The organism is Nonomuraea rhodomycinica, from assembly GCF_013363995.1.
Lineage (GTDB): Bacteria > Actinomycetota > Actinomycetes > Streptosporangiales > Streptosporangiaceae > Nonomuraea > Nonomuraea rhodomycinica.
Map to the genome: position 1 here is coordinate 146,415 of NZ_JABWGO010000006.1, position 18,970 is coordinate 165,384.

The 18,970-nt window shown below is 62.9% G+C and carries 9 protein-coding genes and 1 pseudogene; 9 read left to right on the forward strand and 1 reads right to left on the reverse strand.

What is annotated here, in order from left to right; translation table 11 throughout:
• Positions 1 to 457: 457 nt before the first annotated feature.
• The 6 genes and pseudogenes from HT134_RS24615 to HT134_RS45920 form a co-directional block, all read left to right on the forward strand.
• Positions 458 to 5,176 carry a DEAD/DEAH box helicase gene (locus HT134_RS24615; protein WP_175602823.1) on the forward strand — a complete coding sequence of 1,573 codons (4,719 nt, stop codon included), beginning with the start codon at positions 458 to 460 and terminating at the stop codon, positions 5,174 to 5,176.
• A complete protein-coding gene (locus HT134_RS24620) occupies positions 5,173 to 6,690 on the forward strand; it encodes a nuclease-related domain-containing DEAD/DEAH box helicase (protein ID WP_175602824.1) in 1,518 nt (505 codons plus the stop codon). The genes HT134_RS24615 and HT134_RS24620 overlap by 4 nt, the downstream gene beginning before the upstream one ends.
• Entirely contained in the window at positions 6,687 to 9,857 is a 3,171-nt protein-coding gene (locus tag HT134_RS47730; RefSeq protein ID WP_175602825.1) for a helicase-related protein, read from the forward strand. The genes HT134_RS24620 and HT134_RS47730 overlap by 4 nt, the downstream gene beginning before the upstream one ends.
• Positions 9,844 to 11,655 carry an MrfA Zn-binding domain-containing protein gene (drmB, locus tag HT134_RS24630; protein ID WP_175602826.1) on the forward strand — a complete coding sequence of 604 codons (1,812 nt, stop codon included), beginning with the start codon at positions 9,844 to 9,846 and terminating at the stop codon, positions 11,653 to 11,655. The genes HT134_RS47730 and drmB overlap by 14 nt, the downstream gene beginning before the upstream one ends.
• A gap of 703 nt (positions 11,656 to 12,358) precedes the next feature.
• Positions 12,359 to 13,246 carry a hypothetical protein gene (locus tag HT134_RS24635; protein ID WP_175602827.1) on the forward strand — a complete coding sequence of 296 codons (888 nt, stop codon included), beginning with the start codon at positions 12,359 to 12,361 and terminating at the stop codon, positions 13,244 to 13,246.
• Between the two features lie 567 nt (positions 13,247 to 13,813).
• Positions 13,814 to 13,969 (forward strand): annotated as a pseudogene (locus HT134_RS45920) (transposase); the annotation flags it as partial.
• On the opposite strand, the gene HT134_RS24640 reads toward HT134_RS45920, so the two are convergent.
• Positions 13,953 to 14,759: an HAD family hydrolase gene (locus HT134_RS24640; protein WP_175602828.1), complete on the reverse strand. Its 807-nt coding sequence runs from the start codon at positions 14,757 to 14,759 to the stop codon at positions 13,953 to 13,955. The pseudogene HT134_RS45920 and the gene HT134_RS24640 sit on opposite strands and share 17 nt — an antisense overlap.
• 297 nt (positions 14,760 to 15,056) lie before the next feature.
• On the opposite strand from HT134_RS24640, the gene HT134_RS45925 reads away from it, so the two are divergent.
• From HT134_RS45925 to HT134_RS24650, 3 genes are all read left to right on the forward strand, one after another.
• Complete coding sequence (locus HT134_RS45925) at positions 15,057 to 15,734, forward strand: hypothetical protein (RefSeq protein ID WP_246365274.1); 678 nt, start codon at positions 15,057 to 15,059, stop codon at positions 15,732 to 15,734.
• 117 nt (positions 15,735 to 15,851) lie between these two features.
• Complete coding sequence (locus tag HT134_RS45930) at positions 15,852 to 16,937, forward strand: DUF2075 domain-containing protein (RefSeq protein ID WP_312888395.1); 1,086 nt, start codon at positions 15,852 to 15,854, stop codon at positions 16,935 to 16,937.
• Positions 16,938 to 17,530: 593 nt separating this feature from the next.
• The coding region (locus HT134_RS24650; protein WP_175602829.1) for a hypothetical protein at positions 17,531 to 18,970 on the forward strand (1,440 nt) is incomplete at its 3' end.

The window sequence follows — 18,970 nt, forward strand, 5'->3', positions numbered from 1 at the left end:
CTGGAGCCGCTGGATTTTCCAGCATTTTTCGAAGATTGGGAATAAGAATCGGAATATCTGCAGGGGTGGTGGCCTCCTGGGTGCTGGCAAGGGTGGCGACGCCTGCATCGGATCGGCCCTCTGCGCCCTGCGCCTGGGCAAGACCGGCCTCGGCTCGGTGGGGATGCCCTCGAAGTAGCCGGAAGACATCGGCTGACTGCCTCGACGGTCAAGGTGAGTCGGGACGTGTGATTGCCGGTGCAGATTAAGAGGAATTTTCGTATTTGCCAGCATGGAGGTAGTCGGGTCTATCATTGCGCCGGTGATGTCGGTGACGCCCCCTCGCGGCCATAGGTCTGTTCTGGCTGCTTTATGCACGATTAGGCGTGAATGCGGTGTGATGCGCGCCGCGACGGTTTTGTGAGGCCGGGGGTGGCGGCAGCCTTTCAGGACCGGACGCGAGAGGCATGAGGTCGTAATGGCGAGGCGGCAGGACTGGGCACCGGATGTCGGACTCACGCAAGAAGTCGAGGAACAGTTCGATCGAGCGATCGCCTCGTACCGGGCGAATCCCAACCTCATCACCGAGCATGCGAACCACGAGGAGTCCATCCGGGTTGGTGGGTACGCCAACCGAACGCTCCTTGAGCTGGTGCAAAACGCGGCGGACGCCATGTCCGGGGGGTCTTCGGATCAATTCGGTGGGGGGCGGGTGGAGATCGTCCTCGACCTGCGGTCCGCGACGCTGTACTGCGCCAATGCCGGACGTCCGTTCTCGAAGAGCGGCTTGACGTCGATCGCACACGCCCACCTCAGCGGCAAGCGCGGTGACGAGATCGGGCGCTTCGGTCTGGGCTTCAAATCGGTCCTGGCGGTGACCGATGCTCCCCAGGTGTACAGCCGATCGGTGTCCTTCGAGTTCAACTCTGACAAGGCAAAGGCGGCGATCAATGCTGTCCGAGCGCCTGTGACGAGGCTCCCTGCGCTGCGGACCGCGACTCTGATCGATGCTGAGGCGGCGTTTGAGAAAGACCCCGTGCTCGCTGAGCTGGCTGAGTGGGCAACCACGGTGGTCAAGCTGCCACGAGCTTCCAACTTGGAACGTTTAAAAGATGAGATCCGTAAGTTCCGGTCGGAGTTCCTCCTGTTCGTCACCGAGGTGCGCGAAGTGCGGCTTCGTGTCATCGGGTCCGAGGAGGAGTCCTACAGCACGAGCCACATGTCCAGAGACCTCGGCGACGGTAGCTTCAGGATCGAGCGCCCGGACGGGTCCGGTGATGAGTGGGTCGTGGAGCATCGGATGCACTCTCCGTCCCATGAGGCTCGGCTCGAGGTCGGAGAGGCTGTTTCGCGGGATCAGGTCAAGGTCACGGTCGCGATGCCGTCCCGCCAGACTCAGCTCAGGATCGGCGAGTTCTGGTCATACTTCCCTCTGCAGGACAAGACCACTGCCTCGGCGCTGTTCAACGCTCCTTGGAGCGTCAACGACGACCGGACGACGCTGCTCGAGAACACCTACAACCGAGAGATTCTGAAGACTCTCTCCGACATGTTCGTAGGGATGCTTCCCAAGGTTGCGTCGAGTGACGACCCTGCCGCCCACCTTGAGTACATGCCTGCGCGTGGTCGTGAGGCGCTCTCGTTCGGGGACGACATTCTCTCCACGCACGTGCCGAGCATCGCGGCGCAGCGCGAGATCGTTCCAGACGCGACAGGCAGGCTGAGGCTCGCCGGAGAGCTTCGCCCGCTCGATTTCATGGTCAGCGGTGTCTCGGAGCAGGACCACAGGAACTGGATCAGTTCTCCGAACACGGGCAACGACGTCCCGCATTGGCGCTGCTACGCCATCCAACAGCGAATCGCCCGTCTGCGGCAGCTCTGCGTCTTCAGTGTCGCCGAGAGCTTGGAGATCAACCCGCGAGACGAGAAGCGAGCTCTTGAGGCAATGCCGAAACGCGGCCTCCTCACATGGCTGCGAGAGTGGGCCGAGGGCACGGATCCCGGTGCGGCGGCGAGAGCCTTCGCCTTTGTCGTCAACCACTCGGCCATCGAGGGGATTCAGACCGCGCGGGTGATCCCGACCACGGATGGCTTGTGCTCCTTGAAGGACCGGAGCAACGTCTTCCTGAGACGTGTCGACGACGTCGACATCGAGGGCGCACGCTTCGTCGCCGAAGACTTTCTCGCGATCCCGAAGATCGAGGAGCATCTACGCGGCCAGGGGTTCCGCGACCTGGACCCCCTCGCCATCCTGCGAGCACGTCTCAACAAGCTCTCTGTCGACTCCGACGACGAGGCGCTGACCAGGTTCTGGGACGCGGTCGTCAACGTTTCGCCGACAGACGCCGCGAAGATGCTGTCGAAGGACACGTCGGGACACATCAAGGTGCCTACCCTTGACGGTAAGTGGTCGTGGCCCAGCCAGGTAGTGGACATGGACGGACTGGGGGATGAGTTCGGCGGGCGCCTCCTGGACCGATCCCGGTGTGTCCCACAGGTCGCTCACGCAGTGGGCGTCGTCCACGATCCCGTGAAGGAGTACCCCACCGAGGATGAGGTCTTCTTCGGGAACTACTGCAGATGGGTGAGGGACTTCCTCAACGCCAGGCGAGGGCCCGGCGAACGAGAGATCGAGCGCATCGAGTTCGTCGAGCATGCGGGCCCCGGCCCCTTCTCGGTCCTTCTCATGCTGCGGGACGCAGGCGCGCCCGATCAGCTACGAGAGAGATGGACGACGCAGCTGTTGGGGTTCGAGGATGAATCCTGGACCGTCGAGGACCTCGATTCCCGTCAGACCTATCGGGTGACCTCACCGCTTCGATGGGCGGTCGACCGAGCAGGCGTGCTCCCCTCGACCCGGGGCCGCAAATCTCCACAGAAGATCGTGTCGGCAGCCATGGTCGAGTACGAGGACCTGCTTCCGCTGTACCGAGGGCCTCGAAACATCGAGCACAAGCTGAACCTGCCCCGTGAGCTGGCTCAGGTGCCGTCGGACGTGCTGCGGGAAGCTCTCGAAGCAGAGCTCTTCCCGCCACGCGTCAAGGATCACGCCCTGACGAAGTTCATCATTGCCGCGAGCAGACTCGCGTTCTCGCAAGGACATCCGTCTCGGATCCCGGCTCGTATCGGGCAGGGGATCGAATCACGGCGGCCGGACACGGTCTACATCGCTACCACCGACGAGGAGCAGCGCTTCCTGGCGTCTCGGCAGAAGCCCTACCTCCGAGCAGGCGGTGACGAGGCCGTAGCTCTGGTCGAGGCCGTGGGATGCCGTAGGTTCGAGGACAGTTTCTCCTTCTCCATGCTGATCGAGGGGCAGCAGGACGGCGAACGCATCATCGACCTGTACACCGGACTCCGCTCGACCTACACGGTGGACAAGGTCATGAACGCCACGGTGGCGAGGGCTGTGCACATCGCCAAGCGTGTGACCACCGAGGACGGTGTGGAGGACCAGTCGCGCGACAGGTATCTCGACGGACATACGTTGATCGTGCAGGCAGACCTCGGCGAGCGGGAAGTCCTGGAGGTCATCAACCAGGCATTCGGTCTGGGGTTGGACAACGCCCAGCTGAGCGAAGTGCTCAAGGCAGGGCTGGACCAGCGTCTTGAGGGGCAGCGCCAAGCCGCGAAGGCAGCCCTCACCGACGTGGAGCGTCTGGAGGTGTTCTTCGGGGACGACACCCTCCGGGAGGCGTTGCCGAAGGGCCTCTGGTCGGCACTTGAGAGACAAGGCCTGGTGAACAACGCGACCTCTGTCGCGGAACTCTTTCTCACCGTCTACAGAAGCGATTCGATCAGATTGCTCGCCGACCAGTTCCGCGGCGAGGGATACACGGACGTTCCCACGACGTGGGCCGGCGGGGCGCCGACCATCACTTGGCTTCGCAAGATGGGGTTCGGTGCCGAGTACGCCGGCCAACGGAACGAGCGTCAGGACGACGAGTTCGTCATCCCTGGAGCCGTCAAGCTGAACCCCCTGCACGATTTCCAGCAAGACCTCAGCACCCGCCTGAGGGACGTCCTGATCCTCAAGGAGCCGAACGGCAACTCGCTCAAGGCCATGGTCGAGCTCCCTACAGGTGCAGGGAAGACGCGCGTGGCGACAGAGACGGTGCTGCGGCTGTTCATCGACGGCTCCCTGAGCGGACCCGTGCTCTGGATCGCGCAGTCGGCCGAGCTCTGTGAACAGGCGGTGCAGACCTTCAGCATGGTGTGGCGCGGCCTGGCTGACGAACGACCACTGACGATCGGCAGGCTCTGGGAGAACAATTCGGTGCACGAGCCCGACACGCAGTTCGGCGTCGTCGTCGCCACGGACGCGAAGCTGGTCAAGGTCATCGATCGCCCGGAATACACGTGGCTGAGCAACGCGTCCGCAGTGATCGTCGACGAGGCCCACCGAGCGGGAGGCTCTTCCAGATACACGAAGATCCTCAAATGGCTGGGAGTGGACGGGCGCAGTTGGGAGCGGCCTCTCGTCGGCCTCTCTGCGACGCCGTTCAAGGGTTCCATGGGAAGCGACACTCAGACGAAGGAGCTGGTAGCGCGCTTCGGACGCCGCATGATCAAGGCATTTGAAGGGGGCGAGGCCTACCGGAAACTGTCCCAGATGGGTGTGCTTGCCCGCGTCCGGCACGAGGTGCTTCCCGGAATCGACGTCGCTCTGGAGCCCGCAGAGGAGGCCAACGTTCGGGGTCAGCGCAAGCTCGAACCACAGGTTCTCGATCGCATCGGTCGAGACCAAGCACGTATGGCGATCCTCGTGGATCACATCATGCAGCAGGATCCGGAATGGCCGATCCTCGTGTTCACCCCGAACGTGCTGTCAGCACAGGTGCTCGCGGCGACCCTGCGCTACCGCAAGGTCGAGGCCGCCGCGGTGAGCGGCCAGACCGGTCGGCAGGAACGTCGAGATGTCATCGAGCAGTTCAAATCGGGAGAGATCCGTGTGCTCGCGAACTGCGACCTGTTGATCCAGGGATTCGACGCTCCTGGTGTCCGTGCTCTTTACATCGCGCGCCCGACGTTCAGCCCGAGCGCCTACATCCAGATGGCCGGTCGGGGTCTTCGTGGTCCGGAGAACGGCGGCAAGGAGGAGTGTCTCATCGTGGACATCGCCGACAACTTCGGTGCGCTGAACGACTTCCTCGGCTACCGGGAGTACGAACAACTCTGGCGGGAGCATCGCGCATGATTCTTGTTCCGGACCTCGCGGACATCGAGGCGACAGCGACGAGCGGTGCCGAACGCCGGGTCGCACGTGTCCTTAATGCGATCGAGGGACCAGAAGGCGCCGTCGCGTTCCACTCGGTGTCGCTCCGTACCCACGGGACCAAGCAACAGGCGGAGGCCGACTTCGTCGTCCTGTGGGAGAACATCGTCATCCTGGTCGAGGTCAAGGGCGGAGGCGTGAGCAAGCACGACGGCCTCTGGTACACCGTCGACCGACGCGGCGACTGGAAGAGGCTCCGTGAATCCCCGATGCGGCAGGCCCAGTCGGCGATGCACGCGCTACGAGCGATCTTCAACGAGGACGGCATCGGCTGGTACGCAAGCGAGGCAGTCGTCATCACCCCTGACATCGACGCCCCTCCTCCGACGGTCGAGTGGAAGGGGAGCCACTGGTGGGCCAAGGAGGAGATGAGCGTCGCTGCCATGACCGCAGCCTTCAAGGCCGTTGCCGACGGGACGAGGACGCCGCCGCATGGGGTGAAGATCGCGCGTACAGACCTCTTACGGGCACGTCTCTTCGGTGAGTTCACCCGGATGCCGGTCGTCGATGCTCAGCGCGGGGCCGTGATCGAGGAGCAGAACCGCGCGACGGACGACCAGGCACGTGTGCTGGCCGCACTCTCACGCAACCAGCGAATGATGGTGGTCGGAGGCGCCGGTACCGGGAAGTCCCTCGTGCTGGCCGAAGCCGCGAAACAAGAGGCCGGCGAGGGCAGATCCGTTCTGATCACCTTCCACTCGCCGGCGTTGGTCGGCTTCTTCTCACCGCGGATCACAGGCCGTGAGATCGACCTACGCCCCTTCTCCGAACTCGACGGAGAGAAGAAGTACGACGTCGTCCTCGTCGACGAGGCACAGGACCTCATGAACGCCAAGGGAATGGACGCGCTGGACGCCGTCATCAAGGGAGGGCGGGCGAAAGGTCGGTGGCGGATGTTCCTCGACCCCAACAACCAGGCACACGTGGACGGCTCCTTCGACCAGGACGTCTACGAACTCGTGTCCGACGAGGCGTTGCTCCTCGACCTCAACCGCAATGTCCGCAACACGAGAGCGATCGTCCACGTGGTCCAGGAGTACCTGGGGGCCGACATCGGAGACCCGGGAATCGTCAATGGTGAGCGAGTGCACTGGAGATGGGCCGACGCGGAGGCCGATGTAGCCGCCGCGGAGAGCGTTGCACGTCAGCTCGTCGACGACGGCGTCCGTCACGAAAGCATCTGGATCATCAGAGCCACGTCCGACGCCGCTCCCATGCGGGGCGCCGCAGGTTTCACCGTGACCAGCCCGCGCTTTGCGAAGGGGTTGGAGGCGGAGCACGTGATCGTCTGCGACCTGCCCGAGGCTTATGACGAGCACGGGCTCGCCGGGTTCTACGTCGCCGTCACCAGACCACGGGTCACGCTCCATGTCGTCGCGTCCAAGGACGACAAACAGCGGCTCCAGGAACTCGTCCGGAAGCAGGTCGGGAAGTGAACCTCACCGAGGCACAGCGTGCCGCACTGCAGCATCTCCGGGACACTTACGTCGGGCCGGACGCGGGACCGGAAGAAGTGACGCGCAACCTCCCGCATCGGCAGTACGCCGTCGGGATGTTGTTCCCCGCCGCTCCGGAGACCGATGGCCAGGCTCAGACCGAACTCCAGGACGAAATCTCTGCGGACGTACCCGAGGGAGATCTCGAGGAGGACGGGGCGGCTGTTCCGCTGGCCGAGGACTGGCGCCCATCATCCGTCGCGATCTCTTTTGTCACCGACGGTGCTTCCGTGGAAGCAAGCCTCTCGTGCGGTACGTACTCACAGGAGTCGGTTGAAGGGCCCCCCAAGTGGCGTCGTAGGCCGTTTGCCTCAGGCAAGATCTCGCTGGCCAAAGGCCGGCGCCCGGAGCTTCTCACAGTGGGCGACGTGCCTGTGGAGATCGGGTCGCGTTGGCGCGACTTCAGAGGCAACTTCCTGGTCACGGTGCACGTCAGGGTGATGTCCGAGTCCACCGGAGACGAGCGTCTCGACATCCCTCAGATGCTCTTCCAGGTGGGGCTGTCCGTCAGTCCGGCCGCGGGCGCGCAGTTCATGGAGTACGACACCACCCGGCTGTCCGGCGGTGATCAGGAGACAGCCGAGCTTCGGCTCAGGTATCGCAACCGCAAGGTCTATGCCGTCGGTCACGGGATGGCCGCAGACTGGGACGTCACGGACGGGAGCTGTACTGCAGTGTTCCTCGAGCCAGTGCCGGCCTTCGTCGTGCCTGCCGTCGAGACCACGGGCTTCCCGGAGAACACCCCCGAAGCGCAGTCCTTGGAACTCGCACATCTCATGAGGATGGATTCGGACCCGGAGCCGGTGCTGCAGTCTCTGGATGCGTTCGCCGATGCGTTCGCCGAATGGGTGGACGAACAGACGTGGCGGGCCGAAGGCTTCGGTGACGAGGCGGAGGTCGCTCGACGAATTGCCAGCCGCTCCCAGGATGCGCTCGAACGAATGCGGGCCGGCGTGGCGCTGCTTCGTGATCCGGCTCAGGGACGCCTCCGTACGGCATTCGCTCTGGGCATGGCGGCGATGCGTCTGCAGATGAGTCAATCCTCGATTAACAGGGGTGGGCCTGAGGCCGGTTCGAAGGAACCACAGTGGAGGCCTTTCCAGCTCGGGTTCCTCCTCGTCTCGCTCGCCTCCACAGTCGACGAGAAGCACGGCGACCGTGACCTCGTCGATCTCATCTGGTTCCCGACCGGCGGTGGCAAGACCGAGGCATACCTGGGCCTCGCAGCGATCGAGATCTTCCACCGGCGACTGCTTCACGGCACGGCGGGGGGCGGCACCGCTGTGATCACCAGGTACACCCTCCGGCTCCTGACGTCTCAACAGTTCCAGCGAGCAGCAGCGCTCGTCTGTGCAATGGAGCTGTTGCGTCGTACGGATCCTCGGGTGATGGGCATGACACCCTTCACGATCGGCCTCTGGGTGGGCAAGGACGTCACCCCGAACAACCGCCTCGCGGCGAAGGCAGCGCTGGATCGACTGATGAAGGCGGCGCGACCTGAAGAGGCCAACGAGTTCCAGGTGGAGAGCTGCCCCTGGTGCCTGACACCGATGGTGCCCAAATCCAGGAGCACACGGCCGAAGGACTACGGCATGCGTCTGCTCGGCAAGGACGTCGTACTGCATTGTGTCGACACCTCGTGTCGATTCAGCGACGAACTGCCGCTCGCCGTCGTCGACGAGGTCCTGTACGACGAGCCGCCCACGATCCTCCTGGCGACCGTCGACAAGTTCGCCCGGCTCCAGTTCAAACCCGCCGCGGGAAGGCTTCTGGGCCTCGGGACCCCGTTCAAGCAGCCCTCCCTGGTCATCCAGGACGAGCTGCATCTTCTGTCCGGGCCGCTGGGTACCACCGTCGCCGTGTTCGACGCCGTGATCCAGGTGCTGCTGAGCCGAATGGGTACCAGCCCTAAGATCGTCGCTTCCACCGCGACCATTCGTGCCTCGGACGAACAGGTGCAAGGGCTCTACGGGCGCAAGGTGGCGCTTTATCCGCCATCAGGGCTGGACGACGACCGGACCTTCTTCTCCCGACCCGTCCAGAACGGCGAAGGACGGCTCTACGTCGGACTCATGCCTCAGTCGGTGTCCCAGCCCTCGGCGGTCATCTCCGCGGTAACTCCGCTCATCGAGATACCCGATGTCCTCTCCAGCCGTGGGGAGGCTGTCGTTCCCAGGGACGCCTACTGGACTCTGGTTATGTACCACAACTCCCTCCGCGAGCTCGGACGTACCGGAACGCTCGTCGTCGACGACGTACGGGCCCGACTCGAGCCCCGTGCAGAACGTCTGGGCCTGCCGCCAAGGACGGTCAGAGCGGAGCGTGTGCTGGAGCTGACGAGCCGGCGGGGAGCGGAGCAGCTTCCGAGCGATCTGCGGGCCCTTCGGGTCCGGGTGGACGAGTCCCCGGCGGCGATCGACGTGGTCCTGTCGTCGAACATGCTCTCCGTCGGCATCGACATTCCCCGGCTCGCCCTGATGCTCATGGTCGGGCAGCCGAAGACGACCGCGGAGTACATCCAGGCCACGAGCCGCGTCGGGCGCGGCGACACCAGGGGCATCGTGGTGACGCTCTTCAGATCGAGTCGTGCCCGAGACCGGTCGCACTTCGAAACCTTCCGCGGATACCACGAGGCGCTCTACCGCAGCGTCGAACCCACGAGCGTCACACCATGGTCGCTGGCCTCGAGGGAGCGCTCACTGGCCGGAGCACTCGTGGCACTGGTGCGGCAATCGTTCAACCAGCTGGCCGAGAACGACACAGCAGGCCGGTTCGACCTCGACGACATGGCACTCAGTGACGGAGTGACGGCTCTTCTCGATCGTTTCCTCACATACGTGGCACGAGCCGACGACCTCGAGGTGGAGGAGACACGACGAGCCGCCTGGAGCCTCTTGCGCGACTGGGACCGCCGAGCGCACTCGGCCCGCGACACGGACGAGACGTTGGGCTACGAGCGGCTGGGGAAGATCGACACCGCGCTGCTCAAGAGGTTCGGGCAGATGGGGGAAGGGTGGCTCGTCGGCGACTCAATGAGGTCGGTGGAACCAAGTGTGGCCGTGAACGTCCAGGAACCCCAGGAGGAGGCACAACGTGGAGAAGATTAGGCATGACCTGCGGTTGTCGGAGACGATCACACCCTTCGGGGTCGGAGCGATCGTGGACATCCGAGGTGAGTCCCTGATCGCGCCCGACACCTCCTGGTGGGACAAGAAGTACTGTCCGGAGATCAGCTGTGAGCGACTCCTCGCCAGGCTTGGTCCGGGTACCCTCAGGCAGCCACCGACCCACGCCGGCCATGCGGGCAAGGACACAGCCGCATTGCTCTATTGGCGCTTTCCCGCCTGGCGATTCTGCGAGAGGTGCTCGAAGCTCTCAAAGATGACCGGCAAGAGGCACGGCAAGTGGAGCAACACCTGTGAGTGTGGAGGGCTTCTTGTCCCGATGCGCTACATCGCGATCTGTGAACAAGGCAGCCACGCCCAGGATGTCCCATGGTTCCAGTGGGCGCACAGGGGCCGCGAGGCGGCTCTCGATGATGCCGTTCGCTTCTGTCAGTCCTACAAGGAGCTCCGCTTCGAGAGGTTGTCCGGTCAGGGCGAGGGCCTGGCCTCCCTCCGGGTCAAGTGTTACGGGTGCGGACACGCCAGGTCACTGGCAGAGCTCGTGACGAAAGACGCCCTGCAGCGCGACGGTCTCCAGTGTGCGGGCCGGCAGCCCTGGGAGCCGAAAGACCCGACGAAGAAGCCGTGCAACCATCGTCTTGTCGCGGTCCAGAGAGGAGCGACGGGAAACTACATCGCCGAACGGATCTCCGCGCTCGACATCCCTGAGGAACGTCCTCAGTCAGCGGAGATCGCCGACAAAGTACGCGGTCATATGCTCTTTGAGAGACTCGTCGCGGACAACGGTGGCCCTCAGGCGGAGATGATCGCGGGATGGATTGCCGGCGAGCTCGGGGTTGCGCCGGAGACCGTGCTCGAGATCGTGGCAGGGGGCGATGTTCCGGACGACGACGTGCTCCTCGACCTCAAGGACGGGGAGTGGGCCGCCTTCCTGAAGAAGCTCGACAGTGGACGAGACCGTACCGGTGGCGACTTTGTCGTCGACGGATGGAGCCTCAAGACAACCTCGGGCCCCGAGAGCCTCGTCAGCCGGATCGCCGGCGTCGGACAGGTACATCGGGTACGTGAGGTGACTGCTCTTCGCGGGTTCAGGCGCTACAGCGCGGAAGCCGATCGCATCACAGCCGACCTCGGAGTCAACCACCAAAAGTTTCCCACCTATCCCGCCATGGAGATGTTCGGCGAAGGGATCTTCCTGAGGTTAGATGAGGACAAACTCGCGCAATGGGAGACGCAACCAGATGTCCAGGCGCGGGCAGGCATCCTCCTGAAGCGCCGTGCGGGCATCGCATGGGCGGAGCGCCTCGACGTCCCCGAGCCGCGCTACATCGCCCTGCACACGTTGTCGCACCTGCTCATCCGTCGGCTTGCATACGCCAGTGGCTATGCGTCAGCCTCCCTTCAGGAACGGATCTATGCGAACTCCGATCGGAAGGACAAGACCGCCGGGATTCTGATTTTCACCGCGGCAGGAGATGTTCAGGGAACTCTTGGAGGACTCGTTCGGCTGGGCCGGCCCGAGAAGCTGATCCCGCTTCTCGTCTCAGCGCTCGACGACGCAGATGTCTGCTCGAACGACCCGGTCTGCATCGAGAGGGACAAGCAGGGCTCGTCGCAACTCAACCTGTCTGCATGCCACGGCTGCTCCCTTGTGAGCGAGACTTCGTGCGAGACGGGCAACAGGTTGCTCGATCGTCAACTGCTGCTTGGAGGAGGAAGCGTCGTCGGCTTTCTGGAGGGAGTCCTGGCAGAGGTGCGCCAGGCGACTGGTGCGGGCTGAGAAGAATCAGCCCGTCATATATGAATCGGAAACGTCGGCGGCGCCAGACATCGAGAGGGGGCCGGGTCCCCTACAACACCTCCTTGGGTTCCGGGTTAGGAGAGTGGTGGCTGTACGCCTGCCTTATGTGCTCTGACCTGGATAGAAGCTCTGCGGCGCTCACGCTATCAGAAAGATCATCCCACGTTTGTACCCGAATCTGATGAGGCCACCCACCACCTGATCGCCGCCGCCCCGATTCGCGGCGACGTCCTGAACGTTGCAACGGCCTGCAGATACGAGATCGCCTTCTATGGGAAGCATAAGAGTCAACTGCTCACGGCCACGCGGTGTCCATGTGGGCAGCCAGATGTTTGCCTACCTCGATTCGTTCCCTGCACCCAATGATCCTCGAGCTGGATGGACACATCGATGCTCGTTCGGTGCCCGCATACAAGCACCCCACCGGGCGCTCTACGCAGGAACTCTGCAAGCAACACGGCACCTGGAGGAACGCTGTGGGCCAGATCGACACAAAAGGGATATTGGGGCCTGCAGCATACCCGATGAAACTACGCCATGCGTACAAAGGCTTCTGTATCATGGCATCCTATGCATATGAGCTCCGCGACATCCCCGCCTCGGCGGTCTCGCCCCAAGCTGCCCACCATCAAGCGCAGTGTCTACTTCTACCGAATAGACGCTGGCTTCCGATGAATCTGGCATGCCTAAGAACATCGACGCGGAGCTGCTCGCAGGACTCAAGACGATAGAAGATCTTCCCTTCGAAGGCGACAGCCGTCGGTACATGAGTCAGGCCGACGGTAGCAGCTTGTGCGTCTGGATCGACGATACTTCCAGCGAGATAGCTAAAATCCGCCTTGGAACAATTCGCAGAAATGCGCTCCCCCAGTCGGAAAGGCGGGGGACTCTCCGGCGTCTTAACCTCGGGGATGATGAAGGGCTCTGTGAGACATCCCATATTTGCTTGTTCCCCAACGGAATCATCGGCGTTGAGCATAACTTCTACGGTCCGAGAGCCAAGCGCCTCCCGGCGTATATGACGCATGCGTTGTCAGGGGCCGCGCCTTCATTCGTACTCGAAGCCCTGCTCCGGAATGACGTTGCACGGCAGCTAGAAGGGGCAAAGTCCGTCCGAAAGCTCACGATTCGTGTCCGCAGGTCGTACGCGTCAGTCATTCAGGAAGCGAATGAGTCGCTGGGTAAGGCCCTCGATACTGCCGCTGCCGGAAGCGACGCCGCGGTCGTCGGGCTGACTCTGCAGCCCGAACCATACAAACGAGTCGATCTCAAGTCCGATCTCATCACCTTCTTGCGGCGAATCATTCGCAGAGAAGACCTCCGATACCAGACTCAGGAGCTCAAAGCGACGGTAGTAGATAGTGAGACCGGTCGGGCGGATGAGATCAATCTTCTCGAAGACCAACTCATTAGCAGGAGGAAATTTCTCCGCCAGAACGAGCGATCTCGAGACCTTAACAGCGAAGACGCCTACCGTCAGATAGCCTTGGCCTACGTGGAGTTGCGTGAAGATCTTTTGTCGGCCTCGTCCGCTAGTGTGTCCTCTGAGGGTTCCAACTATGTCCCCTAAGAGGTGTAACCGGTGGTCCGTCGGCGTGTCCCCCCTTTCGCCAGTGAACTCATCGTCTTTGCCCTAGTCTCGTCTGCCCTGTATCGGCTATCGCTGATATCCCCGGTTGACGCCATAATCCTTGGCGTTCTAAAGGATCGCCGAAAAGAGATCTATGCAGCGATCCTTGGCCTTCACGGTAGCCTTCTTGGCTTCATAATTGCGACTGTCGCAGTCGCGTTGAGTTTCGCAAGCTCTCCAAGATTCGAAATACTGCGTCGCACTAGGCAATGGCCACGTCTATTCAACTCGTATACGAGAAGTATGCGATGGACTGCCGCTACAACGCTTTGTTCCTTCCTTGTGTTAATCATTGACAGGGAAGCCAGCGCGAATAGGGTCGCCGTCGTTGTGTGCTTCGCCGGTGTTGCCTTTGCTGCTATAGTCATTACGCATATGTTGTGGGTAACAGAAAAAACCGTAAAGGTGGCGATCTCGGCGAAACCAAGAGATCCGGGAGCGTAGTTTCGACGAGAGGAGCAAACGAACGTGCGATGCGGTTCGTTCGCTTGTTGATGTAGGAGGATGAATCTGCTCCACGACCACAAACGGCGTAGGATGCGAGCGCCAGTGCTGGCGATCGGGGATGGCGCGCTCGGGTTCTTGTCGGCGTTGCGTGAGGTGTTCCCGCAGGTTAAGGAGCAGAGGTGCTGGCTTCGCAGGGTCACTAATGTTCTGAGGGCAGGTGGACACAACCACCACCTTCGCTGTCGGCGGCGCCATCCTCATCACCGCGGCCCTGTCCTCTACCCTTGGTGGGCCCACCCTGGTCCCAATCCGCAGGCGCTACCTGTAGCCGAAACGCCTCAGCGGTCCCTGCCGGTCCGCAGTCGCCTACGTCCGCTGGTAGGGCCTCGATGACGTTGGTGACCACGTGATCGGCTTGATGCTCGTCGATTGCCTGCCTTCCTCGGTCGATCCAGATCGCACCCAGGCCCGCTTTTCGGGCGCCGTCCACGTCTGAGACGAGGTTGTCGCCGACCATCCAGCCGCCCTGGTTGAAGGCAGCTCCGCAGCGCTCGGCGGCTATGTGGAAGAGGCCGGCCTGTGGCTTGCGGATGCCCTCGACTCCGGACACCGCATAGCCGTCAACCGCGTCGGCCAGGCCGGTTCGCCGGAGCTTGCCAAGTTGGTTGTCGGCCATGCCGTTCGTGACGATGCCGACTCGCCATCCCTCGGCGCGCAACTCGGCAAGACCTGCCAAAACGCCGGGGTAGCACCGCACAAGGTGAGGCATACGCCGGCGGTAGGCCGCCCACAGCTCATCGACTGGTTCCGCCAGAGCGAAGCGCTCGCGTACCTTGCCGAAGAAGATCTTTCGATGCGGGTACCCGTCTCGATCCAGAGAGACGAGCCAGGCCACGCCCTCAGGTCCCAAGCGCCAATGCTCGACGAACTCCTCTGCCCATCGGAAGAACGCGGCGTCGAGGTCAATAAGAGTCCTGTCGAGGTCGAAGAGGGCGAGGCGCTGCACGAGGCCACCCTAGATGTGAGCATCTCGCCGGCACCGGCAGTCCCTGATCCGATATATCCCGTCAGGGATGCCCTCCAAGTCATCGCGCTATATCGAGCGATCAGGATCCTCCGGTCGCGTACAGGTGACGACCCGGGGACGCCGTTCCACACGCTTGATTGGCTGATCGGGCTGGATTAAGCGAAGATCCCGGTAATCTTCAGGACGTATCGGTGATGCGGCCCGACGGGCTTCCGCTCTGATGGCGGACACGCCCCCATACCGCACGAGTCTTTCGTGCTGCCTGGGGGTAGATCCGTGGCCGTTTTCCGGCATTCGGCGGAAAGTCTGGTCCAGCTGGTGTCCGAGTCGGTGCCCGAGCGCGTCCTCAGTGATGTGATCGCCGACTACCTGCGCGCCACCCAAGGGATCAATCCAGGCAGGAGCGAACGCAAGTCCTGGGATCGGAGCATCCCGATTCTGGCCCGGGATCTGGTCGAAGCCGGCCTGGGTGGCGTCGAGATGCTCATCGAGTACCAACTCCCGTTAACCAGCAAGCGGGCGGACGTCATCCTCGCCGGACGTGACAGGCGGACCGGAGCGGACTCCTACCTCATCGTCGAGCTCAAGCAGTGGAGCCAGGCCGAGCTGTACGAGGACGACGCCAACATGGTTTTGGTGTCGGGCATGGGGAACCGGCCCAAGCTTCACCCGGTCTTGCAGGTGCGGGGCTACTGCGAATACCTGGCCGATTTCGCCGGAGCCCTGGACCAACACCAGAACGCGGTGCGCGGGGTCGCTACCTGCACAACGCCAGTGATCCGGACATTCACGATCTCTACGATCACGTCGAAGACGAACGCACCCGGCTCTTCAGCAAGACGCGTCGAGGTCAGTTCATTGACTACCTCAAGGCCCAGTTCGCGCCCGAGTCCGGGGCTGTGGCGGCCGATCGCCTGCTCTCCAGCGCTATCCGTCCGTCCAGGCAGTTGCTAAAGGTCGCCGCGGGTGAGATCAAAAACCGCGACCGGTTCCGTCTGCTGGCCGAGCAGCGCCTGGCGTACGAGATGGTTCTGCACGCGGTGGAGAAGGCGGGCGGGCAACTCGAAGCAAGTGGTGATCATCACGGGAGGCCCGGGTTCTGGCAAGAGCGTCATCGCACTGTCCCTGCTGGGCGAACTTTCCGACCGCGGCTACTCCGCTCTGCATGCCACCGGTTCGCGCTCCTTCACCGAGACGATGAGGCGCGTTGTCGCCAAGGGCTCGACTCGGATGAGGGCGATGTTCAAGTACTTCAACAACTTCATGACCGCCAACCCCAACGAACTCGATGTACTGATCTGTGACGAGGCCCACCGCATTCGCGAGACGTCGGCCAACCGGTTCACCAAGTCGACCGAGCGTACGGGCCGGCCACAGCTGGACGAACTGATTGCCGCCGCAAGGGTGCCGGTGTTCCTGCTGGACGAGCATCAGGTGGTACGGCCGGGTGAGATGGGACGGGTCGCTGACATCACTGCCCACGCCCATTCTCTCGGCCTCGCCGTCCACCAGGTCGATCTGGACGCGCAGTTCCGTTGCGGCGGGAGCCGCAAGTACGAGGAGTGGGTGCTGCGGCTGCTGGGCCTGGACGGCGACGCTCCGGAGGCATGGTCGGATGACGACCACTTCACCGTTTCCCTCGCCGAGTCGCCCCACAAGTTGGAAGCTCTGCTGAGGAGCCGGCTGGACGCGGGATACGCGGCACGGATGACGGCGGGGTTCTGCTGGCCCTGGAGTGCCCCGAACGGGGACGACAGCTTGGTCGCAGATGTGCGGGTCGGCGACTGGGCGCGGCCGTGGAACGTCAAGGGTGACAGGGCTGTGGGAAACGCTCCGGCCAGCGCTCTGTGGGCCACCGTACCCGGCGGGTTCGAGCAGGTGGGGTGCGTCTACACCGCCCAGGGCTTCGAGTACGACTGGAACGGCGTGATCTTCGGCCCGGATCTGGTCTATCGAGACGGCAGGCTGGCCACCGTCCGCAATGCCAGCAAGGACCCGGAATTGATGCGGAAGAAGGTCAGTGACGAACAGGCGGACCGGCTGATCCGCAACACCTACAAGGTGCTGCTGACTCGCGGCATGATGGGCACCGCTGTGTACTCGGTTGATCCGGCTACGCAGGAGTTCTTGGAGAAGTTGCTGGAGCCGCGTGTATGAGTGCCGACCGCAGGATCTAGAGCGCCCATCGATTCAGTGCGTCGGCCCTGGGCCGGGTTCCCACCAGCGACAAGTTGCCGTTCGGGACCACGATCGGAGACGCATCGAATCCTTCTCTATGACTTCGCTGTTTCGACCATCAGCTATTCCGTCACCTGCTCTTCTGGAATCCGGACCAGGACGGCTCGCATCCGAGTCCATCACATCCGGCTCGCTGTCACACGACGTGATCTTCGCTTACTGAGAACGATTCGGTGCCCCATGACCCTGGTGACCCGGGAAAGACGAACGAAGATCATCTGTACACATCTGTGATCATGATGTTACGGCTCTGCCATGCGATGGTCCGGCAAGGCGTGGCTATGACGATGGAGATAGATGTGATTCTTGTCACATCATGCGGTAAAGAGCCACGTCAAAGGCGGGGCAAGTGCTAGGGGATCGCCCTCTTTTGAAAGCTAAGGCCTTCGCGTCTATGCCGCCCGTGGCCTTCCGTCTATACATATGGTGATCTTCTTTATATGGATCTTATGGCTGGCGCGGGGGCCTGCTGATCCAGCGATTCGTCTTCTCTACGGCGGGATTGGTGGCCCATGGCGATCTGGCATGCACGGAATCGGAAAGCCGTCGTCACGGGACGCAGCCCTGCCGACCCACGGCGCCGGCTCGTCCGGTCAGCACTGATCGCCACGATGGCGCTGATCCCCGGTCTCGTTCAGATGCAATTCCAGCCGGTCTCCGCTGACCCTGTTCCGGCCCATTTGGACATCCCCACCTCACCCACGAAGGGCGCATCCACCGTCCTTCCACAGAAGTCCTCCCGCTCCGCTGAAGGACTTCCCCACTTGGTGGACTCCAAGGCCACCGAGACCGGTGAGCCTGTCAGAAGCCCCGGCAAGTGGAAACGTCCCGCAGGCTCGCTCCCGTTGGAGACACACCACCAGGTGACCGGCGAGCGTGCCGACGGAGGCTTGTCGACTCCCGCGAAGTCGACCAAGTCCACCCGCGATGCTGATGAGCCCGTGAAAACGTCGAAAGCGGCAGCAGGCAAGGTTATGGACGTGAGCACCGCCGCTTCGGAGCCCTCGGTGTCGGCATTAACGGCGCTCGGGACGCTGAGTTCGGGCGTGTGGGTCTTCTCGAGCGATAGGCCGTGGTTCTCGGCGGTGGTTTCCGATCCGGAAGGGCGTGCGGTTGGTTTGGCTGTGGAGGTGGAGCATGATCCGTCCGTGCCGGGTCAGGGTAGTGGGCTGATCTGGTCTGACTATTCGTCCACGACCTACACCTCGGGCACCAGGTTGACCTCCGGGCTGGTGTCGAGCGGTTCTCTCCGAGACGGTTGGTTGATCCGTTGGCGGGTGCGTGGTCTTACTGCCAGCAACGCCGTCAAGGGTCCCTGGTCTGAGTGGCAGGCAGGCAAGGTCGACACCAGCAAGCCAGCCGTTACTTCGCTCGCGACACTCGGAACGTACAGTTCAGGCACGTGGATCTTATCTGGAACGTCGCCGTGGTTCTCGGCCGTCGTCACCGACCCGGAGGGGCGGTTGGTCGGGCTCGGCGTCGAGGTTGAGCACGACCCCTCCGCAGCGGGACAAGGCAGCGGACTCATCTGGTCGGACGCCTCGTCGGTTAGCAGTACGTCAGGCAGCAGGGTGTTCTCTGAAGAGATGCCGAGCGATGATCTCAAAGACGGTTGGTTGATCCGTTGGCGGGTGCGTGGTCTTACTGCTAACAACGCCGTCAAGGGTCCCTGGTCTGAGTGGCAGGCGGGCAAGGTCGACACCAGCAAGCCAGCTGTTTCCTCGCCTACAGCCCTGGGCACCTTGAGTTCCGGCCTTTGGACCTTTTCGAGTGATAGGCCGTGGTTCTCGGCGGTGGTTTCCGATCCGGAAGGGCGTGGGGTCGGTTTGGCTGTGGAGGTGGAGCATGATCCGTCCGTGCCGGGTCAGGGTAGTGGGCTGATCTGGTCTGACTATTCGTCGACGACCTACATCTCGGGCACCAGGTTGACTTCCGGGCTGGTGTCGAGCGGT

Excerpts from the sequence above, each read along its gene's own strand:
- HT134_RS24620 (WP_175602824.1), top strand. The coding sequence starts at position 5,173 with ATGATTCTTGTTCCGGACCTCGCGGACATCGAGGCGACAGCGACGAGC.
- HT134_RS24635 (WP_175602827.1), top strand. The coding sequence starts at position 12,359 with ATGCCTAAGAACATCGACGCGGAGCTGCTCGCAGGACTCAAGACGATA.
- HT134_RS24615 (WP_175602823.1), top strand. The coding sequence starts at position 458 with ATGGCGAGGCGGCAGGACTGGGCACCGGATGTCGGACTCACGCAAGAA.